Raw genomic sequence first — 24,288 nt, 5'->3', positions numbered from 1 at the left:
CCTGAAAATCATGAAGGCATGGTTTATGTGGTCATGATTCGGTTGATGCTGAGGCGGTTAACAAACAACCGACGAACGAGGAACTTGAAACCTGCTTAACCAGCATTTACAAACACTTTCTTAGCACTACTTAGAGATCGGGTTTCGACTGTGCTCAACCTGCCCATCAACAGGACTGAGAGCCTTGAGACTTCGGCGTGCGCTTTCGACCTGAGCTTTTGACCTGAGTGCTTAAGCCGAAGGGCGCTCAGCCGAAACGTCGAACGCGAAGTCGAAGAGCATTGAGCAAAGTCGAAATGTAGCTTGTCAATGATTACGCCCACCTACTTAATTGTTTACAGGAAGTGACTTCAATGCGTGCACGACGCGATCAAGTACACCTTGCCAGTCATTTAGTTTAGATTGACGGAACAAACGCATTGTGGGATACCAAGGGGTCTCTTCGCGGTGTAACATCCAGCGCCAGTCGGGCTGCAAGGTGAGCAAGACCCATACTGGTTTGCCGAGGGCACCAGCTAGATGAGCGATCGATGTATCGACTGTAATAACCAGATCCAACTGAGCGATCGCCGCAGCGGTCTCTGCCATATCGTTGAACTGGCTGCTCAAATCCTGTACCTGAGACTCCCAGCCTAATTCTGATAGATGCGTTTGAGCAATGCCTTTTTGCAAACTGTAGTAAGCGATATCGGGCAGTTGCAGCAACGGTTGAAAATGAACCAACGGACAAGAGCGGCTCTGATTTTTTTTATACAAATGCCCACCAGACCAGACGATGCCAACTTTCAGCCGTGCTGTTGCAGGTGCTGAAAGTTGCAAAGCAGACTGAGGCGGTTGCAAATAGGGTATTGGTGCAGGCACATTCTCTAGCGTTGTACCCAAAATTCCCGGTAGGCTCATGAGCGGGGCATAAACGTCAAAATTGGGTGGGGGATAGCCAAGCGGCACTAGCTGATCAATACCGGGCACCGTTGACAAGAGCCGCATCAAGGGCTGATGACAGGTCAGCACGATGCGCGCCCCCCGCTGCTTTACGAGCGCAGCATACCGAATAAATTGAAGCGTATCGCCTAAGCCTTGCTCCGCATGAAGCAGAATCGTGCGTCCTGTGAGATCAGATCCGTCCCAGAGAGGCTGCCGGAAGGGGCAAGGCGGGAATTCGCGTGTTTTTAAGCGCCACTCGTACTCTGGAAAGCCCTGCTGGTAGTTACCTTCGGTCAACAAGATGAGCGATCGGTTATAGCGAGCATTCGGATCCGTTGGGTTTAGCGCTAGAGCCTGATTGAAGCACGACAAGGCTTCCTGGGTATTGCCGTCTTCTTGCAGTGCCGTGCCTAAACTATTGAGCGCGTCAGGATAATGGGGTCGTATTGCTAGTGCTCGACGGTGATAGGCGATCGCCGCAGACGTCTTGCCTTGCTGTTGCAAAAGGGTGCCGATCGTATTGAGTGCCACTGCATCATCAGGCTGAACGGATACGGCTTGCAGGTAGTAACTCAAGGCTTCATCCAGCTTGCCTTGCTCAACCAGAATGCTGCCTAGATTATGGTAAGCCTGCTGATTTTCGGGTTGAAAGGTGATGATTTGACTGTATGAATCGATCGCCTCTTCAATCAGTTGCTTGCCCCGTTTCCAAAGGGCAACGCTAAGATTTTCGCGCGCGCTGACATAGCCTGGACGCAGCATCAAGGCTTGCCGATAGAGGGTAATGCCCTCATCTAGCCCACCTTTTTGGCAGGCAATCACACCTAGCAGATTCAGCGCGTCAACCTGTTGGGGCTGCTGCTGTAAAATCTGACGATAAAGCTGTTCTGCCTGGGGCAACCGTCCGGCTTGATGATGAGCCGTCGCCGTCGCAAGCGTTTCTGGAATGTTGAGTTGGGAGGGGTAGCTTTGCACGGGTGAGAGGTAAGGGGTGAGGAGAGAGGAGTTAATTCAGCTTAAGTTGATTCAGTAATGAGCAATTAGCGTTTCGACTTCTGCCATATTCTAATAACGAACAAGACGTTTCTGAGCAATGTAAGGTGGGAGTCAGTTTGCTTTAGCTGACCGAAACCTGCTCGATCTCGCCCTGCAAATTAGCTAGGGTATTTTGCAACAACTCTAGCTGATGGTGCTGATGGGTCAGGGTGATCGGCTCTTGTGCGGCATCAAAGCGAAGGACTGGTGCGGCGATCGCCTCATAGCGCTGTAATGCTGCCAGGTTTAGGCTGCTGAAGTTGACCAGATAATCTCTTGCTGCTTCCAGGTACGCATAGGTTGTAGGTGCAGTCGAAACAGGCGGCGGTGTTGGTTTGTCTACATTGAGCGATTTGTTGAGCAGGTAAGAGGCACTACCCAATACAGCACCGCCAACGGGACCACCCAACACCCAGCCGATACCCGTAGCGATCGCGGTCGGTGTCAAATCGCCCGTTTTAGAGGGACTGGCTGGCGTTGAAGATTCTGGGGCAACCTCGACCGACGGTGCGGGTGGAAACGCGACCAGCAATTGGTGAGGACGCGATCGCTCAAAAAACTCGCACGCTTGCTGCACCCATTTTGCTACTGCCTGCTGGTGGTCGATCGCCGCTGTTTTGAACGCGCCCGTTGCCCAGGTTTGGAACTGCCCGCTTTGCAGTGCTTGTGCCGCTTCGTCCTGGTAGCGATCGAGTAGATTAGTGAGGGCTAACCAGTCGCTAAAGTCTGCTGCACTCTTCGCAAAGCCCGTTTCAAGCAACCGCGATGCCTTTTGCTGAATCTCATGCTTTTGCTGGCGCTTGTTAGCCGCAGTTTGCAATACTGCCGTCACCTCATCGACTTTCGCTTGCAGCGCTTGTGCGACCGCGTGGGCGATCGCTGTTACCCGTGGCAACCGTATTTCCGTTTGCTCTTGCTGCGCCTGGACGATCGTCTGCAAGGCGGATTCAAACGTGGGTAAACCTGCTGTTTGCGCCGCTGCCATATCGCCCTTCAGTCTAGCTCTTAGTGCTGGCAGCGCATCCACGCGATAGAGATTGCTGATACCAGGTGGCAACCTGGAGCGAAAACTTTCTGCCACAAAGCGCAGGCGATTGTAAACCTGCTTCTGCTCATCTGGTTCTAGCAAATTCAGAAAATTGACCACAAACACAACGGTTTCAATGCCGCGATCGAGCAACCAATCGCGCAAGTGCTCCCGTTCGCCCAGCGTCATTAGCTTGCGTCCATCCAGCACCTGCACGACTAGATCGGCACTCAGCAGTTGATCTTTCACCAGCGCATCTTGCTCGTCGCGATCGTTCGTCCCCGGCAAATCCACCAGTTCCACGCCCGATTGCAGAAAGGGGTGGGGACACAACACCTCTACAGAAGCAACATCCTGACGCATCCGGCGATCGTCATCCAGAATGGCAAAGCGCTTGAGTACCTCTGTCCCGGGTTCGTTAATGACAGCGCCATCAGTGAGCCGAATACACGTTTGCAGACTCTCACCGTAGCGCACTGTAATTGCTGCGCCTGTAGTGGGAATCAGGTCGATCGGCAATGCCCGCTCACCCAACAGCGCATTCAGCAATGTCGATTTGCCATAGTTGAACGGACCAAACACCGCCACTCGATAGCTAGACCGCACACACTGATCGCATACGGCTGATACGTCTCGCTGAAGCTGAGAGTTGCGATCGAGTTCTAGCAAACCGACCGCTGCTCTGAGGCGATCGAACAACTGCTGGTAAGCATCCGGCTGTACCATTGGCACCTTCCTGAAAGCGTGTCTCTACAATAACAATGCCCATAGCGGGGCAGTAGATAGCAGTCGGGGAGTGGGGAGTAGGGGGTGGGGAGTAGGGAGTGGGAAAAGCAGAGAAAAACTCGAAACTCGAAACTCCTTCTACCTTTTACCTTCTGTCTGGTTGGGCAACCTGAACATCCCCGGTACGGTTTACCTGACTGCGTTTCAGGCGCGATCGCGGCACTATAAAAGAGTCGATTTCAATCTTGATCCAAAAGGAGATAGACATATGTTAGTTCGTTACTGGCAACCCTGGCGTGAAATTGAATCCCTGCGTCGTCAGATGGACAATGTGTTCGATGAACTGACACAAACCACTAATAGCGAAGCGTCCTGGACTCCCGCTGTGGAGCTAAAAGACACTGGCGAAGCACTATTGTTGCGGGCACAATTACCTGGTATGGAAGCCAAAGACCTGGATATTCAGGTAACAAAAGAAGCGGTTTCCCTTTCTGGTGAACATCGTCATGAGGAAAAGACCGAGAAGGATGGCTTCTTCCGCACCGAGTTCCGTTATGGCAAATTCCAGCGTGTGATTCCGCTACCCGTTGCAGTGCAGAATGATCGCGTTGAAGCTAACTACAAGGATGGCGTTTTGAGCCTCACGTTGCCTAAAGTTGAAGAAGTCCGTAATAAGGCGGTCAAGATCAACCTGACGGGCGCTGAGCAACCAGCCGCAACCCTTGAAGCTAGCGGTCGCAACTAAAACTGGCACTGCACTTCAAACGGTGTCACATCTAGCTGCTACAGCTAAAGAGGGTAAGTCAAGCAGCACCCTTCATTAACGCAATTTAAGCGAACCAGATTCGCTTCAAGCAGGATAGGCACCACGCTTATCCTGTTTTTTTGCCTTATAGTCCCTTCAGATGCACTCTGGGTAAGTTACTAGAGCAAACTCAAGGGCATTGAAACGACCGCTGCAATCTGTTTTTGTAATCTGCATCACACCTTTTCGGAGTTTCGATCACACGATTATCCAGTTGAGATCACGCATATTCACTGACTGTATCACCTGTTCATTCTCTGAAAAGCTCGATATTACTTGTATCGCAAGCCCCCGAAAAACTATGTCAGTTCAATCTACCGTCGTTGCATCGATCACCCTCATCCCAAAAACCGCCTTACGCCCCTTTGAGAAATTGCTGACTGGGATTGTACTTACCTGTGCCGTTAGCTTAGTAACGCAAGAACAGGGATTGACCCATAGCAGTGAAGTTCCTGCCACCAAAACTCTGCCTGCAAATGTTGTAGCGGTTTCTCATGCGGCGACTAACTCGATGTCTAATGGCACCTATCTCTACGGTCAGGCTCCCAAAGCAGGACAGTTAGGTGCAACCTATTTAGTCTTTGAAGTGAACAAAGGCAACGTGACAGGCGCGTTTTATATGCCTCGATCGTCCTTTGATTGTGTGCATGGGACGCTTCAGGCACAACAGTTGGCGCTCACTGTCGTTAATAGCTACGAGCAAGCCAGCTATCCCTATGCGGTTGCCCTTCAAAGCAGTGGTACTTCTGCATCCTTAACACAGCCCAACGTTACGCCTATTAGTTTAAAGGGCTACTATCCCATCAAGCAGCTTAGTGCAGGCGATCGACGTCTTTTGTCTACCTGTAAAGCCAGCCGTTAGAGACGTTTGGTCTTCTGGCTTAGGGCTTGGCTGTACTTGCAGGCGTAGTGACATCTAGGCTGCGCCAGAGATACCAGGAGGCGATCGTACGGTAGGGTCGCCACGGTTGTCCAATATGCTCAACAGTTTTCTTATTCGGTAACTCTGCTAAACCATAGGCGCGACGAATGCCAGAGCGAATGCCGAGATCATCAACAGGCAGCACATCCCAACGATGCAGCCGAAAGATGAGCAACATTTGCACTGTCCAGCGTCCCACACCTTTAATGGGGATGAGCGTTTGCACGATCGCCTCATCGTCCATCGCCTCCAACTCAGCCATTGTAGGTAGCCCATCCAGCGTTTTTTGCGCCAGATCTTTCAGATACACAATTTTGGGACGTGAGATACCTGCACTTCGCAAGTCCTCATCCGGCGTATTGAGCAGCTCAGCGGCAGTTGGGAACCCCTGGTGAGGGTAAAGCGCTAGAAAGCGACGATGGATTGCAGCAGCAGCTTTGCCGGACAACTGTTGGTAAAGGATTGATTCGCAAAGGCAATACAGCAAATCGCCCTTTTGCCGTCCCAGATTTAAGGTGCAGGCACCCACTTGCTCAATAAGAGTTGCCAAAATAGGATCAGCTTGGGTAAGAGCGGCGATCGCCACTGAGTAGTCGATCGACTCTTCTAATTGAGATGTAGTCATCGGCGGAATTAAAGCTCACGTTCAGTCATCCTTCATGCAGCCCAAACAGCCTGTCTACACGAAGCGAGTCCTGCTTATTTTAGCGATCAGTGTTGCTACAGCGTGGGCTAGTGCTTGCGTTACTCGTTCTGATGAGCGCTCCAATGCTGCCCCTGTCCGTCAAACCCAAACGTCTTCTCTCTGGACGCAACTCCAGAGCGGTGATGGCTATGTGGTGATGATGCGTCATACCCTTGCACCCGGCGTTGGTGATCCTAGTAACTTTCAGCTCAATGATTGCTCGACGCAGCGCAATTTGTCGGCAACTGGACGGCAGCAAGCAGAACGGATTGGGAAGGCGTTTCGCGATCGTAAGATTCCCATTGCCAGCGTGCGATCGAGCCAGTGGTGTCGCTGTCTGGAAACGGCAAAACTGCTCAACCTCAAGCCCGTTCAAGCCTTCCCGCCGCTCAATTCCTTTTTTAACAATGCCAGCACCAAAAAACAACAAACAGAAGCGGTACGTCGCCTGATTTTGGCAAGTCGTACCACTCAAGGCGTGACAATTTTAGTGACCCATCAAGTCAACATCACCGCCCTAACAAACCGCGTGCCGGCTTCGGGAGAGTCTATTGTGCTGCGTGCAAAGGGACAAACGATCGATGTCGTTGGGCAACTTCCACCGCCCTAAAGACTACATCTTGCCAATAATCCGCTGCACGATTTGAACGCCTGTCACTGCCTGCCAGCCAAAGAGACCAACCAGCACAATGTTCAAAAAAATGTGAGTGTAGCGTGCCCAATCTGCACCTTTCTGCATAAAGGGTGAGAGTGAAGCCGAAACTGCAATCATCCCAGTCATACCCAAGCCAGCCAGCAGGTGAGCGCCAACAAACAGCTTGCCATTGTTGATATAAGTGACGACCATCCCGCCGATCGACCCTACTACCATCAACGCCAGCACTAACGAACCCACCTGAAAATGCTTGACGTTAAATTTGCCTTTAATAAGTTCTTTCCTCTCTTCACCTTCGGCGTAGCGCACACGACGCGCTTTAACGCCGAGATACAGCGCATAAAGGGTTAGCGCAAACAAGACCCACATTAGGGCAGGATGAAAGAACTGACTCCAAACTTTAACGGATTCGGGGATTGCAGAACTCATAGAACAGAAAGAGCAAAGGACACTTCATAAAAATTAGCATAGAGGGATGGAAGGCTGAAGGCTGAAGGCTGAAGGCTGAAGGCTGAAGGCTAAAAAGTTTTGCTATGTTCGCCTTGAGCCTTGAGCCTTAATGTAAAAAGTGCCGTATTCCTGTTAGCACCATCACAACCCCCAGTTCGTTGGCGGCGTTGATGGAGTCCTGATCGCGGAGGCTGCCACCGGGCTGGACGATCGCACTAATCCCGGCGGCGGCGGCTGTCCGTACTGAATCATCAAACGGGAAGAACCCATCGCTGGCAAGGACGGCTCCCTGCGCTTTTTCGCCCGCTTGCTCCAGAGCAATTTTGACGGAACCAACGCGGTTCATCTGTCCGGCACCGACTCCGATCGTCGTACGATCGCGCGTCACCACAATGGCATTCGATTTGACGTGTTTGCAAAGCTTCCAGGCAAACAGGAGTTCTTCTAGCTGTGCGTCTGTGGGCTGTTTCTCGGTAACGATTTTCCATAGGCCAGGCTCGACTGGGCGATCGTCCGACGTTTGTGCCAGAAAGCCACCCGCGATCGCGGTGACTGTTTCCTTCGGTCCACTGCTTAAGTCTGGTAAAACCAACACTCTCAAGTTTTTCTTAGCGCTGAGGATGGCTTCTGCTTCTGGTTCACAGCCAGGAGCGACAACACATTCTAAAAAGGTTTTAGCCAGTGCAGTGGCAGTCTCAGCATCAATCGGACGGTTCAACGCCACAATGCCACCAAATGCTGAAGTGGCATCAGCATCGAACGCTTTTTGATATGCCTCTACCAGTGTCTTCCCTAGCGCTGCGCCGCAAGGGTTGGTGTGCTTGACGATCGCCGCTGCCGGATCACCTTCAGCAAACTCGGCAATGATCTGTCGTGCGCCTTCCAAATCCACTAGATTGTTGTAGCTCAACTCCTTGCCCTGAAGCTTTGTCGCGGCTGCCCATCCGGTCGTCGTTGCTCCGGTTTGATACCACGCCGCAGGCTGATGCGGGTTCTCGCCATACCGCAATGGCTGAAGTTGGGTCCCTGCAAGCTCATACATCTCAGACAATTTGCCTTCTGCCTCCTGCCCTCTGCCCTCTGCCTCCTGCCTTTCTAAATATGCCGCGATCGCCTGGTCGTAGTGCGCCGTATGTTGAAATGCCCGTAGCGCCGCCCTTTGTCGAAAGGCAGGTGATGCACTACCGCTGTTTTGGCGTAATTCTTGCAGGTAGTCGGTGTATTGGGTTGGGCTACACAGAATCGTGACATGGGCATGATTTTTTGCAGACGCACGAATCATGGCAGGACCACCAATGTCAATCTGCTCGATCGCGTCTGCCAGAGACACGTTAGGCTTGGCGATCGTCTGCTCAAAGGGATACAGGTTGACCACAACAAGGTCGATCGGACGCATCTGCTGCGCCTCCAGATCTGCCACATCTTCAGCCAGATTTCGCCGTGCCAAAATGCCGCCATGGATGCGAGGATGTAACGTCTTCACCCGACCGCCTAGAATTTCGGGCGAGCCGGTGTAATCCGAAACTTTGGTAACAGGCAGCCCAGCTTCTTTCAATGCCTGCGCTGTGCCCCCACTGCTGATGAGATCAAAGCCAAATTCTTCTACCAGGCTACGTGCCAGTTCAATCAATCCCGTCTTATCCGATACACTCAGCAATGCCAGTGGTGCCATGCGCCGCAACTCCCGTAAATCCCTAAATTAGTGTACCGGAGGATGCGCTGGATAACGGAAGCTTGCACCTAGCCTCCACATACATAGTTCTTGGCAGGTCAGCAGGGGCAAAGCTCACTCCAACGGTACAAGGATCTTGGCTTCCACCTCGCGCTACGATGGGCGTTCCAGCATCTAGAAGAACAAACTCATGGCTCTGCAAGCGATTACTATTCCTCCTGCGTCCGGTCAGCCACCCAGAGGCACGGTCGTCATCCTACATGGCTGGGGTGCCAGCGCTAAGGATGTCTGGTCTCTAGCATCGTTAGTTGACTTGCCTGATTTCCAGTTGGTGTTTCCCGATGCGCCCTTCTCGCACCCATATTCAGCGGGCGGCAAGATGTGGTACGACTTTCCCAATCATTTCAACTTTCAAAGTACGTCTGAGTTTCGTACCCGTAAGGATCTTTCTACTAGCCGTCAACTGTTGATCGACTTGCTCAAAGAGCTGGCGACGACAACCGGAGTACCGCTTTCTCACACTGTGCTGGGCGGCTTCTCTCAAGGTGGTGCTATGACGTTGGATGTTGGTTTAGGGCTACCCCTTGCAGGCTTGATGGTGCTCAGCGGCTATCTCCATGCGCCGATCGTACCGCCGCAAGCTGCTATTCCGCCGGTGCTAATGATCCATGGCAAGCAGGATTCCGTCGTGCCACTAGCTGCCGCTCAACAGGCACTTGCTAGCCTGCGAAGCTTAGGGGCAGATGTGCGGTATCAAGAATTTGACATGGGGCACGAAATTCAGCCGATCGTACTGAAGCTAATACAAAGTTTTGTTGAAGAGTTGTTGCCTAATAATAAGTAAACTGCTAGAGCGTGGCTGGAGTCGATCGAGTAATGTACTATGTAGTACGGGCTTATACCTAGAGTGAGCAAGCTGATTCGGGCATTTTACGAGAGAGGTGGTAATGATGGCGACTCTAAGCGTTGAACAGTTGGATGTGACCCAGTTGACCACGACAGATGTAGCAGAACTTGCTGTCCGTCTGGAGAAAGATGATTACGTCAATGCCTTTGAAGGGCTAAACGACTGGCATCTGCTTCGGAAAATCGCCTTTCAACGTCCAGAACTGGTGGAACCCTACCTTCACCTGCTTGACATGGAAGCCTTCGACGAAGCCTAAGGGGAATGCAACGTTGACTTATGTAGGGATGTCCTGTGGAATTTCCCTACAGCGGCAGGCGATCGCGTTGAACAGCTGCTAATTGGAAATTGAACGTGCAGAATAAAAGCATAGACATTTTGAGTTTTGCCGCTCCCACTTTTATGTTCTATGCAAGGCAAGCGAGTTTTAGTCGGCATTAGCGGCGGCATTGCGGCTTACAAAGTTTGTGAAGTTATCTCAACTCTGGCAAAGCAGGGCGTTGCAGTACGTGCCATTTTGACAGACTCAGCCCAAGCATTCATCACGCCCCTCACGATTTCAACCCTTTGCCGCCATGCAGCTTATACAGATGCATCGTTCTGGCAAGCCCACGATCGCCCGTTGCATATTGAGCTAGGCGAATGGGCAGAGTTGCTGGTACTAGCACCGCTGACTGCGAACACGCTGGCAAAGCTAGTCTACGGCATGGCAGATAATTTGCTCACCAATACCGTGCTGGCATCGACCTGCCCCGTGTTGCTTGCGCCTGCGATGAATACGGATATGTGGGAACAAGTGCCTGTGCAGCGCAACTGGCAGACAGTGCAGACCCAGCCACGAATGCATACGCTTGCGCCTGGCTCAGGCATTTTGGCGTGCGATCGGGTGGGCACAGGACGCATGGCTGAACCTGTAGCAATGCTGGCTCAGATAGAGTCGCTGTTATACACCAGTGGGCAGCGTGATTTAGTTGGTAAGCATCTTTTAATCAGTGCTGGCGGCACCCGAGAGTTTCTTGATCCAGTTCGCTTTCTGGGCAATCCCTCAACCGGCAAGATGGGTATTGCGCTAGCACAAGCAGCCCTACATCGGGGTGCGACCGTTACGCTGGTACATGGAGTTCTAGACACATCGATCGTCGCTTTAGAGGGTGTGCAGACGCTTGCAGTGACCAGTGCCGCAGAAATGCAGCAGACGTTGCTGAAATGCTTCCCAAATGCCGATTGGACGATTATGGCGGCAGCGGTAGCCGACGTGAAACCTGCCAGCTATAGCTCAGAAAAATTGCCGAAACGATCGCTTCCCTCGTCTCTTCCGTTGGCACCCGTCCCAGATATTGTGGCAGAGCTAGGAGCGCTGAAACAGCCTCATCAAAAGCTGATTGGCTTCGCCGCGCAGACTGGCGACATTGTGACACCCGCGCTAGAGAAACTGAAGCAGAAAAAGCTAGACGCGATCGCGGCGAATCCGATCGACCAGCCCAACAGCGGCTTTGGTAGTGATTCTAACCAGGCAATCTTGCTAGATCATCGGGGACGTAAGCACGTTATTGCACCCTGTAGTAAGCTGCACATGGCGCATCAGCTACTCGCTTTCATTCACGCCATTTAGGTCATGCCTTATGACGACGGGTCCCGGTTTGATTCCTACGTTTCTTTACTACTTCGTTGTCATGACGCTGATTACGGCGTTTGTGGTTTCGCAGCAGACCGACATAAGTCTGGCAACAGGTGCGCCCTATCAGGTTGGCATTCTGTTTGGTCTTCTGGCTGGATTGACAGGCGCTTACTTTAATCGCAATGTTTCCATCACCGCCGCAGTTAGCGATGCGAAGGCCTTCAATCAAACGCTAACAGCAACCTTAAGCGAACTGGGCTTTGAGAAAGAAGCCACGATCGACTCGTTCACAGTTTATAAGCGATCGGCACTGAGTGGACTGTTCACAACGAAAGTGCTGGTAGAGATAGAAGCAAAGGCAGCAACCATCTCAGGACGATCGCACATCATCAAGCAGTTGCAGCAACGCCTCAAAGTTTGAAGGATGCAGTGAGCCTAGAGATAAAAGGTAGGGTAGGACTGACTGTCGCGATCGCAATCCAAACATCCTCTTGAAATCTCTGCTGATTGCATAGCGATACTAGATGCCCAATCAGATGAAGCGGGTTGTTCGTTCCCAAGTAGCGGTACGAGTTGCGGCTGAGTCTGGTCTAGTTGCTCAGCTTCTTCAGCCAGAATATAGAGGTAGGCAAGGCTTTCCATAAGAGTGAGGGAGCTTTGTAGCGTAAAGATGGTTTTAAATGTTGCTGTTATAACGTCCAATAGCTTCAGCACCCCTGATTGTGTAGTCAGTCAATAAGTTGCTCGACAACTTCATTAGCTGCGCTACGAAGTCCTTGACTAGCGGCTGCATTACTCGGTTCCATATTGCCGCTGATCTCTGTCTAACGATAGATCTGCCTGTTGGTAACCTCATTAGTAGAGCAGCGCCATTGTGTAGACGATGGAGTTGTACCAACCCAAAAAGTGCTGGCTACAGGTTTCCCCATTACTCCCTTTTAATCCGCCTTAATAAGAGCCACAGGTAGAGGGAACTTTATGGCGTGTGGGAAGGGAACAGGTATTATCTACAGGCAGCAAAAAATGCACTGTAACACCGATCCATCAAGCGGTTGATGATTCCATTATCAATGACGTGAGACCAGAAGGCATCACACATTAAGGTAATCGTTCGTTCACAAAAATGAAAGGAGACACGCTGCTAAGCCGCATCTCCTTTAAGTACAGATTCTAATTTCAGACTTGTTGCAAGGGAATAGCAGACTAAGCAACGCGGTAGGGGCTGGTCAGCTTGTTAAGTTGTTGTACTAGCAAACTGAGGAAGAGACCGACATCAGTGACTACGCCGACCGATTCAACAGAGCCACGATCGCTCAATTTCGTCACTACAGCTGGGTTGATATCCACACAGACCATCTTCACGCCCGCAGGAGTCATATTGCCCACACCGATCGAGTGCAGCATAGACGACAGCATCAAAATCAAGTCTGCACCCTCGATCAAGCGGGCGTAATCAGTTTGCGCTTTGATCAAGTCCATCTGTGTATCTGGCAGCGGTCCGTCATCACGAATCGAGCCAGCTAACGAGAACGGGATGTTGTGTTTCACACATTCGTACAGAATGCCACTGGTGACAACGCCCTGTTCCACCGCTTTCGCAATGCTGCCATAGCGACGAATCGTGTTAATGACTTTTAAATGGTGCCGATGTCCACCTCGTACCGATACGCCACGCTTCATGTCTACACCTAACGAGGTGCCCATCATGGACTGCTCAATGTCATGAACGGCGATTGCATTACCACCCAGTAACGCCTGCACATACCCTTCGCGCACCAAATGCGCCAGATGTTCGCCACCGCCTGTATGGATGACGACGGGTCCGGCGCTGACAACGACTTTGCCACCCTGGTCTCGGATTTGGCGGAGTTCCCACGCAATTTGTTCTACAACAAGTTCGACCCGCCGTTCACTAGAGACACCTGCACCCATGAAGCTAAATTCCTGGGTGTTGCGCTGTTCGCGCGATTCGGTTTTGCGGATGGTGCGGATGCCTTCTACACCCACTACAACCCGATCGCCCACTTGCAAATCACGTAAAAGGCTGCAATAGGCATCCAAGCCATGAGGTGTTTCGCGCACGACGATCGCAGCATCCATTCGCTGTCCACGTACCTTCACCCATTCGCACTGGACACGCACTTGAGTGGGATAAATCGTTGTAACGTAAAAATCATCAGGCGAAACTCCCGCTTGTGTCACGGTTTCTAGAATGCTGTCACAAACATCCTCTGGTGGCGGCAGTGCGCCCAAGTCAATTAACTGCGACATGAGTGACTCCATCACCTCATGGGATGGCGCAGTCACTTTCACTTCCGCAGACGAGGTACTTTGGCGCTGCTCACCCAGGCTGAAATTGAGCACCTGAAAGCTGCCGCCTCCATCCACAATTAAATCCAATGCCTGGTTAATTAGTCCTGCATCCAACAAATGTCCATCCATACGCACCACGCGGCTTTCGACCGTGGCACTAGCATGAACGTTTGCCTGCACTGGTTCAGTGACCCGCAAGGTCAGGCACTTCGCTGCGCCGCCTGCCTTCAAGAATTCTGTTAAGGGTGTTTCCAGTACCCGAAACCCGACCTCTGCCAGCCGTTGTTTCAGTTTGTCGCTGGCTTTGTTAAGGACGATCGTGCGATCGATGTTGACCGCATTGCAGGCAAAAGTCACGGCATCTTCTTCGGCGATCGCAATCCGCTTCGCCTCTGGTACTCGCATTTCAATCAAGCGATTGGAGTAGGCATCAAACGCAGGCGGATAATACAGCAAATAGCCATCTGCTAGCGGGCAAAAGCAGGTGTCCAGATGATAAAAACGCTCATCCATCAGCCGCAGCGATAGCACTTCAATATCAAGCCAACGCGCCAGATATGGATGAGAATCTAGTTCTGATCGGAAGCCATAGCCAGCCCATAGCCACCGTCCCTCGCGATCGAACAGCGCATCGCCTGCACCTTCAAAGGGCAGATCCTTCGGCAGTTCATGCACTGTAAACCCGTGCTCTTCCAACCATGCTTTGAAGAATGGTTCTTCCCCTTGCCGCTCCTTGTGAAAAAAGCGACTGAGTACCGCCGTCTTGCCCTGCACCAACCCTGCATTCGCCGTAAAGACCATATCGGGCACGCCTTTCTCTGGCTGCACCAGATCGACGATCGCATGGTCTTTAAGGAGGTGGAACAACTGCTGCCATTGCTCCACAGCACGTTCGCGGGACGACTTGTGGATATTACCCTCCATCCAGGGATTAATTACATAATCCACGTCGTAATGGTCAGGCGCACACATGAGGAAGCGAATTGAAGATGTCATAGGAGAAATGTCTGCCAGCGTAGACGCAGGAAAAAGAACGAAGAACGGTCAACGATCTATTGTATTACAGGAGCAGGGAGGCTCGTCGCTAGCGTCACTGTTCAATAACAATCACTGCAAATAATGACTGAATTTCTTTACCAATACCCCACTCTTTATCCTGGAATTTTGCTCAAACGGTACAAGCGTTTTTTTGCAGATATTGAGTTGGCAACGGGTGAGATTATTACAGCGCATTGCCCCAATACAGGACCAATGACGGGTGTTTACCTTCCTGGCAATAAAGTGTATGTGTCTGCCAGCGACAACCCTAACCGCAAGTTGCCGTACACGTGGGAACTAATTGAGGTTTGCGATACAGTACCAACGTGGGTCGGTGTGAATACCAGTTTGCCAAATCGTGTAGTGAATCTAGCGCTTATGGCAAAGGCAATTCCAGAGTTGGGTGCATACAGCGAAATCCGCTTTGAAGTCCCCTATGGTCAGGATAAGAAAAGCCGAGTGGATTTTTTGCTGGCAGGGAGCGACGATCGCCCGATCTACATCGAAGTCAAAAACACAACCTGGGTGCAGGGCAACTTGGCGCTGTTTCCCGATACAGTGACGACACGCGGACAAAAGCACCTGCGCGAACTGACAGCACTCTTACCCGAGGCAACATCAGTGATGCTGTATTTCATTAATCGGAATGACTGCCCCGCTTTTGCACCAGGGGATAGCGCTGATCCACTCTACGGAAAATTGTTGAGGGAGGCGATCGCACTTGGCTTACAGGTTCTTCCTTGCCGCTTTGACGTTTCTCCCCTCGGCATTCGCTATCTAGGGCTTGCCTCACTAAAGGTTTAGGCAATCGAGAAGCCGCGACCAACTTTATCAGTAAGAGGTTATACCAATTTCTTTTTACATGCTGTGAAGCAGGGAGAGAAAGCTGTGGCTAGCTCTTTTTGTATTGGTATTACTTCTGGTAAAGACAGATCGCAGTCTTTAGGCAGATCTTATGACTTAAATCACCTCTATGAAGCAACCTTAACAGTTCAATTTAAAGATGAGCATGATTCAGATTGTCTTCCTTACAAGCCATCTGGGTACTGTAACAGTATGTTAAGTTCGGGATGAAGAATCTTCTTGGGTGACATTTGTCAGTATCACTTCAAGCCACTTCATTACCACCAGCTATAAAGCCTTGTTGTCAGAGCCAAAGTTGCTGCTAAAACACTGTCACCCCCTTGCTGAATCATCTTCAAAATCCATGTCGATCGCGCCCTTACCTGAAAATGAGTCCGATAGGCTGCATAGCCTTTGCCAGTATCAAATTCTGGATACTGAGCCTGAACTTGGCTTTGATGATCTCACGAGCTTAGCTGCTAGCATCTGCAATACTCCGATTGCTCTGGTAAGCCTGGTTGATGCTCAACGACAATGGTTCAAAGCAAAAGTGGGCACGGAGGTGGCAGAGACAGCACGTGATATTGCCTTTTGTAGTCACACAATATTGCAGTCTGATATTTTGCTCGTGCCGGATGCGCTAACTGATGAGCGCTTTAACACAAACCCCTTAGTAACGGCTGAACCCTACATCCGTTTCTACGCAGGTGTACCGTTAATCATGCCTGACGGTTATGTGCTCGGCACACTGTGCGTCATCGATTTTATTCCACGTGAACTTAATCCTAGCCAGCTTGAGGCATTAAAAGCGCTGGGTCGTCAGGTCGTTGCACAGCTAGAGTTACGACGAAAATTGTTGGAGGCAGATCATCTAACGCGAGAGCTTCAGCATAACGAAGCGGCACTACGCGAAAGTGAAGAGCGGTTTCGGACCATGGCTGATAGTGCTCCGGTCTTGATCTGGATTGATGGTCAGGATCAGCGGTCTGTTTTTCATAATCAAACCTGGCTTGATTTTACGGGGCGATCGTTTGCTCAAGAGTATGGGGATGGTTGGCAGGAGAGCATCCATCCAGACGATCGGTCATCCTGGTTCCAGCGCTACGCCTTAGCGTTTAAAGCTCGCGAACCGTTCACCAGTGACTACCGCCTGAGACGAGCCGATGGTGAGTATCGCTGGATGTTAGAAACGGGTGTGCCTCGTTGGTTGCCAGATGGAACCTTTGCTGGTTTTGTTGGCTCTTGCGTCGATATCACCGATCACAAAGAAGCAGAGCAAGATCGTCAGCTTTTAAAGATGGTGACTCATGCCATCGTCAACTCTCCCGATTTTCATTCCGCTTTACGGGTAGCCCTCCAAAAAGTGTGTGAAGCAACGCAGTGGGAATTTGGGGAGGCGTGGGTGCCTAACTTAGACAAGACTCTGATGGTATGCAGCCCTGCCTGGTACAGCAAAACCGATCGTTTGAATGAATTTAGACAGTCAAGCGAAGGTTTCACATTTCCTCCAGGCAAGGGGCTTCCGGGTCGGGTCTGGGTTTCTAAACGCACCGAATGGCACCAGGATGTCTCACTGGAATCCACCTATCTCCGCGCTGAAGCCGCAACGACAGCAGGGCTAAAGGCAACATTAGGCATCCCGCTGATTGCGAACAATGATGTCATTGCGATTCTTGTGTTCTATATGTTTGAAGCCCGGCAAGAAGACCAACGGCTGATTGACTTGATTGCAGCCTCCACCGAACTTGGGCTGTTTATCCAACGGAAACAGGCTGAAGAAGAGATGCTGAAGTCTTTAGCCAAAGAGCAAGAACTCAATCGCTTCAAATCTAACTTCATTGCTAATATCTCCCATGAGCTACGAACTCCCTTGACTTCAGTTTTAGGTCTGTCAACGGTGTTGCTGACACAGCATTTTGGTGACCTCAATGCCAAACAGGCGCAATATCTTTCTTTGATCCATAGTAGTGGGGATCATTTGCTGAAGCTGATTAATGATTTGCTTGACCTTGCCAAGATTGAAGCAGGTAAGCAGGAACTCAACAAGACAGCGATTGATGTGGTCGAACTATGTCAGAACGCGATCGAAATGCTGGAAGTGCGCGCGATCGAAAAACGGCAGGTCATCTCTCTGCAATTACCGCTGGCTGTTGAATCTATAGTGGTAGACCAGCAGCGTGTTGTACAAATTCTGCTGAACTATTTGTCTAACGCAGTGAAATTTACGCCGGAAGGCGGCAAGATCACTATCAGCAGTCGCCTAGCCTCCGGGCTAGAGTTAGAACAAAACACTCTGCCACCCGTTTCTACTGACAACACTGCCCTGATGGTTATTGAGCCAGATGCCCGCTTTCTAGTGCTGGAAGTAACCGATACAGGCATTGGCATTTCTCAGGAAAAGCAGCACCTGTTGTTTCAAACCTTTCAGCAACTGGATGTAGTTAGCGATCGTAAATATGAGGGGTCAGGGTTGGGGCTTTCCCTTACCAAGCAATTGGCAGAACTACATGGCGGACGAGTCTCTGTTTGCTCAACCTTAGGCAGCGGCAGTACGTTCTCGGTTTGGCTCCCCCTATAGCGGTCAGCCCCACTAGTAGTACTTGTAGCGGTTGCCTCAAAAGAAAACTTAAACTGTAAGCTAAAGCCTAGATGAGCGTTGCAATGCAGTAGAGCGTTGCCAGGAAATGCAGCCGATACCTACAAGGCTATGAGTGACCCCAGGCTAGAATATCCGCTGCTATGGGCAATGGGCAGACCACGGGCAGAGCAGCGACAACCCCTGCGATCAAAGGTGCCGCTTGCGCGTGCCACAGATGATCTGCTGTATGAACTCCAGTTGCTTGGTGCTACAGCCATTATCATCAGTTGCAATGTCGAGCCGTTGAAACAGTTTCTTAGTTATCCCGAACCATACGTACTCCCACAAGATCCGGGTGTTGCCGTTTATTTCACCCTCAATGGCGTGTCGTACATTTTTGCCTGTGATGCTATTGATGCTGTGCAGGGCAACATGCGTGCGATCGGACAACTGCTGCGCGAAAAACGATTGCTAACCGAACAATACCCGTGCGCATCGATCGAGCGCGAGTTGGCTGGTTATAAAACTGCGATGGTGCCAGTCGAAGCATCGCCCCGTCGTAAACCCTGGTGGAAAGTACTTTATGTCTCACCCGATGCCCCACTGGCAGTCATTGAAGCAGCTTACAAAGGTCTAGCCAAAATCGTTCATAGCGATCTAGTTCGGGATGGCAGCGATGCAGCAATGGCAGAATTAAACCGCGCGGTTGAAGAAGCTAGATTAACAAAACGATAGTAACGGTTTACTAAAAAATTAAGTTCATCTATCAAGAACGTGGAGTAAGATACATCGGGTATCTTTGCACCGATCGCCGCTTGACTTTTTTGTCGCTTATCCGCAGTTTCATCCGGATAACGATCGTCGAAGTAAGTCAATGTAGCAGCAATCGATCCGTGTACAGTTTTGAGCACCCATACTACAGACTCATCCGGCAGTTCAGGAGTGATGAAATGACACAACGGTTAACCCCATCGTTGAGCCAGAGATTAGCGCTAGCAGGTCAGATCCTGCTGTTGGCAAGCATTGGGCTAGTAGGGGCAGTGGCTTTGGACACAAAGCAGGCAACGACAGCAAAGGCTTCTGAAGCAAAGGCAAGCCAGGTCGCGGCAACTGGAGGTACCTGGCGTGGTGCATCTTTTCCAGTTGAGAACTTTCAGGCATATACGTCAGCCTTTGGCTATCGTGGCTCTCCTGATGGCGCTCCTGGCCAAGAGTTTCATCGTGGGTTGGATTTGGCGGCTCCAGACGGTAGCTACATTCGCAACTGGTGGGCAGGTAAAATTGTTCAAGTTTCCGATAATAGCGCCTGTGGTACATCCGTCGTCATTCAATCAGGTGAGTGGGAGCACGTCTACTGCCACATGAAGGGGCACGTCGAGACAGCAAATGGCACACGCTACTTAAGCGATCGCAGCGGTGGCATTCAACTTTCGGAAGGACAAGTTGTGCCAGCAGGTGTTCGTATTGGGCGTGTGGGTATGACCGGACGCACAACCGGACCACACCTTCATTGGGGTCTAAAATACACCGGAAAGTGGGTCGATCCAGCTCTAGTTCTACGTGCTATGTACGCCGAACAAGCTAGAGCAAGAGCGAACTCTAACTACAATCAAGGCTAGTTTCTAGCAGTTGTCTGTTAGTTGTTAGACAGGATAAAGCGCTAACAACTAACAGACACCGTTTTTTTATACTCGAACGTCTTTACAGCTAAGCCTGTGCGCTTGCTGTAGCAACACTTGGCTCTCCCCGAAATTCCGTAACAATTTTACGGAAGTCTTCGCCTTCAATGGTTTCCTGCTCCAGCAGCATTTCAACTAGACGATCGACCAGCGTACGATTTTCTCGAATGATCTTGCGGGCTTCTTCATAACAATGAACAGCAATACCGCGCACCTGCTGATCGATTTGGGTCGATACTTCTTCCGAGTATTCTGTACGGGGTGATAAACCCCGTCCCAGGAAGACCTCGCTGCCCGCACTTTCAAGCGCCACCAGTCCCAAGTCAGACATGCCATAGCGTGTCACCATCTCGCGCGCCAGGTCTGCTACGGCTTTGATGTCGCTGCTAGCACCAGCAGTCACTTCAGCATCACCGAAGACTTCCACCTCGGCAGCACGTCCACCTAGGGCGATCGTAATGCGATCGGTCATCCAGGCACGGGTATAAAGCCCGCTGTCAATCATGTCTTCGTTAAAGGCTTGCTGTGCAAAGCCACCAATGCCGCCTGATCGCGGAATAATCGTAACTTTATTCAGTGGGTCAGAGTTCTTAAGCACCGTCATTAAAAGCGCATGACCGATTTCGTGATAGGCAATCAGTCGCTTCTTCTTACTATCCAGCAGCGGGGTTAGCGTCAGACCAATGGTGACGCGATCGATCGCATCGTCAATTTCCAACATTGTCACTGCATCTTTACGACGACGCGCCGTAAGAATCGCTGCTTCATTAAGTAAGTTTGACAACTCTGCGCCTGAAAAGCCCGGTGTGCGGCGTGCGATCGTCTCCAAAGAGATATCTGGACCCAACTTTTTATTGCGAGCGTGAACTTCCAGAATGCCCAACCGCCCCTTATAGGTGGGCAGATCCACCATCACCTGACGGTCAAAACGACCCGGACGCAACAGCGCAGAATCCAACACATCAGCACGGTTTGTTGCAGCGATGATAATGATACCGGTGTTGCCTTCAAAGCCATCCATCTCGGTCAACAACTGGTTCAGCGTTTGTTCTCGCTCATCGTTGCCACCACCAATACCGGCTCCACGTTGCCGTCCCACCGCATCAATTTCATCAATGAAGATAATACAGGGTGCATTCTCTTTCGCTTTCTTGAACAGGTCACGGACGCGAGACGCACCCACACCCACGAACATTTCGACAAACTCAGAGCCAGAGATGCTGAAGAAGGGCACGCCTGCTTCGCCTGCGATCGCCTTTGCTAACAGGGTTTTACCTGTACCAGGAGGACCGATCAACAGTACGCCTTTGGGAATTCGTGCGCCGATCGCGGTAAAGCGTTCGGGCTTTTTCAGGAAAGTGACGACTTCTTGGAGTTCTTCTTTGGCTTCTTCAATGCCCGCCACATCGTCAAACATCACGCCCGTTTTAGCTTCCATCTGGAAGCGAGCGCGAGATTTACCAAAGCTCATTGCCTGCCCAGGACCACCAGGGGCATTGCTAGAGCGGCGCAAAATCATGAGTAAGCCACCGATTAGCAAGAAAAACAGCAGTAAATTTGCCAACACGCCCATAACAGCGCTGTTATCCTGCGTTGGCTGTACAGCAATGTCAATCTTATTTGCTAAAGCTTTCTTAGTAAGTTCACCGTAACTTTCAAAAAGAGCCACTTCGCGTAGTGGGTCGCCCTTTTTATCTCCTTCCAACATCACACGAGCCACTCGTTGCGTTGGGTCAACCTCGATACGGGTTACCTCGCCGGAATCGATTTTGGTCAGCAGGGCACTGTAGCTTAGAGCCTCACGGTTGCTTTGTGCTACTGCTGGCGATAGCGTCATGCCATGAGCAATGACCCAGAAGGCAGTAGCTAGACCCATTGCGGTAGAGCCTCGCCGTGGCAATCGTTTTACCAGTGCTTTTGTCCAGAAACCTTTCATACACAGCGCCTTTTACCTTAACTTGCCAATCGCGTTAGCTCGCCAATACTTTAGCTCGCTGACCCATTAATGTTGTTGATCATGCTGTCTTGGTGACTGTAATGCTGCGATCGCACCCACCCAAGAAAACATAGTTACGGGACTTCTTCTCAGTTTAGCTCACCCATCTCTATCCTAGCGAACGAAGTATTCCTGGTCACAGCCGCCGTTTGCACACTGGAAGTAGAAAAAACGACCACTTGTGCCATCCTGCCAGCAATACGAATGAGCCAATGGCAGCACAACTGACGAGCTGCTATGATAAAATCGTAGTCATTACGAGTTTGCTTTACCTGCTTTAGTCTAAAGGTGTACTTGGGAAGCTCAAGGAACCGCACACTTGAGTATTGGGATAGCAAGCTTGCTAATAGAAAGAGTTGTAATTAGCAGCGTTTTCATCACTTACCGTTAGACTTCTTTCGGTCGTACAAATCCATTTAAGAGGATGTTTAATTATGGTGAAGTTTGTCGGTATTGCGGGTAGCCTTCGAGCTGATTCTTATAGTCAGCAGGCGTTAAAGCTTGCAGCACAACGGTTAGAAGCGCTGGGCGCAGAGGTAGAACTGCTTGATCTCCGCTCGCTCAACCTACCGTTTTGTGATGGTGGTAAAGAGTATGCGGGCTATCCCGATGTCGATCGCTTACGCCATGCGTTTCACCAGGCAGACGGCTTTATTCTCGCTACACCGGAATATCACGGTAGCGTTAGTGGTGTGCTCAAAAATGCGCTGGATTTAATGAGCTTTGATCAGCTTTCAGGGAAGGTTGCTGGACTCATTAGCGTCTTAGGTGGACAGCCCAACAGCAATGCACTGAACGATTTGCGAACGATTTTGCGCTGGGTGCATACCTGGGTGATTCCTGACCATATTGCGATCGGTCAAGCATGGCAAGCCTTTGACGCTGACGGCAAACTGCAAGACGCAAAGCTATCAGAACGCTTCGATAAGTTTGCTCAAAGTCTAGTTGAAAATACACGAAAGCTACGGGATGTCGCTTGAGTGGGCTGCTATAGCAGAAGGAAGAGGGATGAATCGAAGCCCTTGCTGAGAGAAAGATTTTAAGGTTTAGGTCTGTCCTAACCTTCGCTTCAACTGCTATAGCTTAGTGTTTAGCCTTCTATTGCAGGTTAACCCTTTAAAGTTACTAATGCCGCAATCGGGTTCTACTCCTGATTGCGGCATTAGTGACAACTAGCTAAGAACGGCGCTTCTAATGGTGATGGTGCCCATTGCCGTGTTGATGCCCATGACCATGATCATGATGATACCCATGATCGTGGTTATGTTGAGCATGGCTCTGGGCAAGGCTGGGATTTACTGCCAAGGCTTGCTCTGACAGCAATGCCTCAATTTGCGGGTGTGCCCAGTCTGCTACCATCTGGAGAAATTCGGGACGATCGTTCACGCATTCCATCTGTACATAGGTGACTTCGGGATGCTTGCGTCGCAATGTGTGGATGATGTGATCGACATCGAGAAGCGTTTCGTGGTTCTCAGTCGCGAAACCGATCGGCATAAAGACGAGTGCAGTTGCGCCTAGATCAATCAAGTTGCTGGCTGCTAGCTCGGCGTTCGGTTGCGTCCATTCAATCAGTGGCGTTTGGTGGTTGAGCCAGCCCACTGAAGTCAGGGGATAACGGTAAATCAACTTTTCACGGACGCGATCGTACAAAGCTTGGCTCTCATCAATGCCAGACGTAAAGCCCTTCGCTTTGTGAGGGCAACCGTGGTTCATCAACACAATCCCTGTTTGTGAGGGCAGGTGTGCGACTGCCAGATCGGTTTTGATTTTGTCTTCAACCATGCCTGCCAGCAAATCAATGTATGCAGGCTCGTTGTAGAACGATGGAATGTAGCGAGTACCCTTAACCCAATGCTCGTTACCGTCTGCTAGCTGCGTAAGCGCCTTGTTGACCTGCTCGACCGCAATACCGCTTGTGAAGATGGAATCGACAACTAGCAGCGGGTAAATCAGCAGCTTATCGAACCCTTCTGCTTTAATCTCAGTTAGCACTTGCTCTGGCAGAAAGGGAGCGCAGAAGTTAAACGCCTTGAAGACTTTGATACGATCGCCCCAGCGTTCCTGCAAATACTGTTCAACACCTGCCCGCTGACGCTCAAAGATAGCGTTATGAGGTGAAATAAAGTGGTCGTGCTGATGGCTCCACTCATGCAAATCAAACATGGCTAACAGCTTCGCCATTGGAGGATAAATCCACGTCGGCACAGGCGCAAATTTTGCTGTTAGGAGATTAAGCGCTTGCTCGTTATAATTGGCAAAGTCTTCATAGCTTTCAACTTCGCCATAGCCCATGAGCAAAACCGCAACTCGATCCTGAGGGACAGAGACATCGGTTAGGGGTTGGAGTTTTTCAGGAGTAGCGACCACTGAGACTGCCTCAATATGAAATGGACTAAAACTATGGTTGAGTGGTAA

General features: G+C 50.8%; 22 protein-coding genes. 12 read left to right on the top strand and 10 right to left on the bottom strand.

From position 1 onward, the window contains the following. Positions 1–327: 327 nt before the first annotated feature. The 3 genes from H6F86_RS33165 to H6F86_RS32830 all read right to left on the bottom strand — a co-directional run bounded on the left by H6F86_RS33165 (position 328) and on the right by H6F86_RS32830 (position 3,980). The gene (locus H6F86_RS33165; RefSeq protein WP_190449458.1) at positions 328–1,899 is read right to left on the bottom strand and encodes a tetratricopeptide repeat protein; all 1,572 of its coding nucleotides are present in this window, start codon (positions 1,897–1,899) and stop codon (positions 328–330) included. A 142-nt stretch (positions 1,900–2,041) separates the two neighbouring features. Then, on the bottom strand, positions 2,042–3,712 hold the full coding sequence (locus tag H6F86_RS15215; protein WP_190449457.1) for a dynamin family protein: 1,671 nt from the start codon (positions 3,710–3,712) through the stop codon (positions 2,042–2,044). A 145-nt stretch (positions 3,713–3,857) separates the two neighbouring features. Next, entirely contained in the window at positions 3,858–3,980 is a 123-nt protein-coding gene (locus H6F86_RS32830; protein ID WP_277881213.1) for a hypothetical protein, read from the bottom strand. Here H6F86_RS32830 and H6F86_RS15210 point away from each other — a divergent pair, their 5' ends adjacent. After that, positions 3,981–4,457: an Hsp20/alpha crystallin family protein gene (locus tag H6F86_RS15210; protein ID WP_190449456.1), complete on the top strand. Its 477-nt coding sequence runs from the start codon at positions 3,981–3,983 to the stop codon at positions 4,455–4,457. Between the two features lie 361 nt (positions 4,458–4,818). Next, the gene (locus H6F86_RS15205; protein WP_190449455.1) at positions 4,819–5,379 is read left to right on the top strand and encodes a hypothetical protein; all 561 of its coding nucleotides are present in this window, start codon (positions 4,819–4,821) and stop codon (positions 5,377–5,379) included. Between the two features lie 19 nt (positions 5,380–5,398). On the opposite strand, the gene H6F86_RS15200 is transcribed toward H6F86_RS15205, so the two are convergent. Further along, the gene (locus H6F86_RS15200; RefSeq protein ID WP_199305299.1) at positions 5,399–6,064 is read right to left on the bottom strand and encodes a DNA-3-methyladenine glycosylase; all 666 of its coding nucleotides are present in this window, start codon (positions 6,062–6,064) and stop codon (positions 5,399–5,401) included. A 34-nt stretch (positions 6,065–6,098) separates the two neighbouring features. Here H6F86_RS15200 and H6F86_RS15195 point away from each other — a divergent pair, with 34 nt between their 5' ends. Continuing rightward, positions 6,099–6,734, top strand: coding sequence for a histidine phosphatase family protein (locus tag H6F86_RS15195; protein WP_190449454.1), 636 nt, complete (start codon positions 6,099–6,101; stop codon positions 6,732–6,734). A 3-nt stretch (positions 6,735–6,737) separates the two neighbouring features. Here the strand turns inward: H6F86_RS15195 and H6F86_RS15190 are convergent, their stop codons facing one another. Further along, positions 6,738–7,208, bottom strand: coding sequence for a DUF4079 domain-containing protein (locus tag H6F86_RS15190; RefSeq protein WP_190449453.1), 471 nt, complete (start codon positions 7,206–7,208; stop codon positions 6,738–6,740). Positions 7,209–7,335: 127 nt separating this feature from the next. Further along, the gene (gene purH / locus H6F86_RS15185; RefSeq protein WP_190449452.1) at positions 7,336–8,901 is read right to left on the bottom strand and encodes a bifunctional phosphoribosylaminoimidazolecarboxamide formyltransferase/IMP cyclohydrolase; all 1,566 of its coding nucleotides are present in this window, start codon (positions 8,899–8,901) and stop codon (positions 7,336–7,338) included. A gap of 190 nt (positions 8,902–9,091) precedes the next feature. Here purH and H6F86_RS15180 point away from each other — a divergent pair, with 190 nt between their 5' ends. From H6F86_RS15180 to H6F86_RS15165, 4 genes are all read left to right on the top strand, one after another. Then, positions 9,092–9,745, top strand: a complete 654-nt coding sequence (locus H6F86_RS15180; RefSeq protein WP_190449451.1) for an alpha/beta fold hydrolase — start codon at positions 9,092–9,094, stop codon at positions 9,743–9,745. 106 nt (positions 9,746–9,851) lie between these two features. Further along, positions 9,852–10,064 carry a DUF2555 domain-containing protein gene (locus tag H6F86_RS15175; protein ID WP_190449461.1) on the top strand — a complete coding sequence of 71 codons (213 nt, stop codon included), beginning with the start codon at positions 9,852–9,854 and terminating at the stop codon, positions 10,062–10,064. Positions 10,065–10,214: 150 nt separating this feature from the next. Next, a complete protein-coding gene (gene coaBC / locus H6F86_RS15170) occupies positions 10,215–11,417 on the top strand; it encodes a bifunctional phosphopantothenoylcysteine decarboxylase/phosphopantothenate--cysteine ligase CoaBC (protein WP_190449450.1) in 1,203 nt (400 codons plus the stop codon). A gap of 10 nt (positions 11,418–11,427) precedes the next feature. After that, positions 11,428–11,844, top strand: a complete 417-nt coding sequence (locus tag H6F86_RS15165; RefSeq protein WP_190449449.1) for a hypothetical protein — start codon at positions 11,428–11,430, stop codon at positions 11,842–11,844. Between the two features lie 14 nt (positions 11,845–11,858). Here the strand turns inward: H6F86_RS15165 and H6F86_RS15160 are convergent, their stop codons facing one another. Further along, entirely contained in the window at positions 11,859–12,065 is a 207-nt protein-coding gene (locus H6F86_RS15160; RefSeq protein ID WP_190449448.1) for a hypothetical protein, read from the bottom strand. 561 nt (positions 12,066–12,626) lie between these two features. Next, entirely contained in the window at positions 12,627–14,732 is a 2,106-nt protein-coding gene (locus H6F86_RS15155) for a TIGR00300 family protein (RefSeq protein WP_190449447.1), read from the bottom strand. Between the two features lie 123 nt (positions 14,733–14,855). On the opposite strand from H6F86_RS15155, the gene sfsA reads away from it, so the two are divergent. The 4 genes from sfsA to H6F86_RS15135 all read left to right on the top strand — a co-directional run bounded on the left by sfsA (position 14,856) and on the right by H6F86_RS15135 (position 19,814). After that, a complete protein-coding gene (sfsA, locus tag H6F86_RS15150; protein ID WP_190449446.1) occupies positions 14,856–15,578 on the top strand; it encodes a DNA/RNA nuclease SfsA in 723 nt (240 codons plus the stop codon). A gap of 403 nt (positions 15,579–15,981) precedes the next feature. Then, positions 15,982–18,195, top strand: coding sequence for an ATP-binding protein (locus H6F86_RS15145; RefSeq protein ID WP_190449445.1), 2,214 nt, complete (start codon positions 15,982–15,984; stop codon positions 18,193–18,195). Between the two features lie 129 nt (positions 18,196–18,324). Continuing rightward, the gene (locus tag H6F86_RS15140; protein WP_190449444.1) at positions 18,325–18,930 is read left to right on the top strand and encodes a hypothetical protein; all 606 of its coding nucleotides are present in this window, start codon (positions 18,325–18,327) and stop codon (positions 18,928–18,930) included. 215 nt (positions 18,931–19,145) lie between these two features. Continuing rightward, positions 19,146–19,814 carry a M23 family metallopeptidase gene (locus H6F86_RS15135; protein ID WP_190449443.1) on the top strand — a complete coding sequence of 223 codons (669 nt, stop codon included), beginning with the start codon at positions 19,146–19,148 and terminating at the stop codon, positions 19,812–19,814. 88 nt (positions 19,815–19,902) lie between these two features. Here the strand turns inward: H6F86_RS15135 and ftsH are convergent, their stop codons facing one another. Continuing rightward, a complete protein-coding gene (ftsH, locus tag H6F86_RS15130; protein WP_277881673.1) occupies positions 19,903–21,750 on the bottom strand; it encodes an ATP-dependent zinc metalloprotease FtsH in 1,848 nt (615 codons plus the stop codon). 554 nt (positions 21,751–22,304) lie between these two features. Here ftsH and H6F86_RS15125 point away from each other — a divergent pair. Beyond that, complete coding sequence (locus H6F86_RS15125) at positions 22,305–22,850, top strand: NAD(P)H-dependent oxidoreductase (protein ID WP_190449441.1); 546 nt, start codon at positions 22,305–22,307, stop codon at positions 22,848–22,850. 211 nt (positions 22,851–23,061) lie between these two features. Here the strand turns inward: H6F86_RS15125 and H6F86_RS15120 are convergent, their stop codons facing one another. Next, positions 23,062–24,240 carry a ferrochelatase gene (locus tag H6F86_RS15120; RefSeq protein ID WP_190449440.1) on the bottom strand — a complete coding sequence of 393 codons (1,179 nt, stop codon included), beginning with the start codon at positions 24,238–24,240 and terminating at the stop codon, positions 23,062–23,064. Positions 24,241–24,288: the final 48 nt, after the last annotated feature.

Source organism: Phormidium sp. FACHB-592, assembly GCF_014695795.1.
Classification (GTDB): Bacteria; Cyanobacteriota; Cyanobacteriia; order Leptolyngbyales; family Leptolyngbyaceae; genus Stenomitos.
Note: the sequence above shows the minus strand (reverse complement) of the source record. Positions and strands in the feature narration are given on the sequence as shown.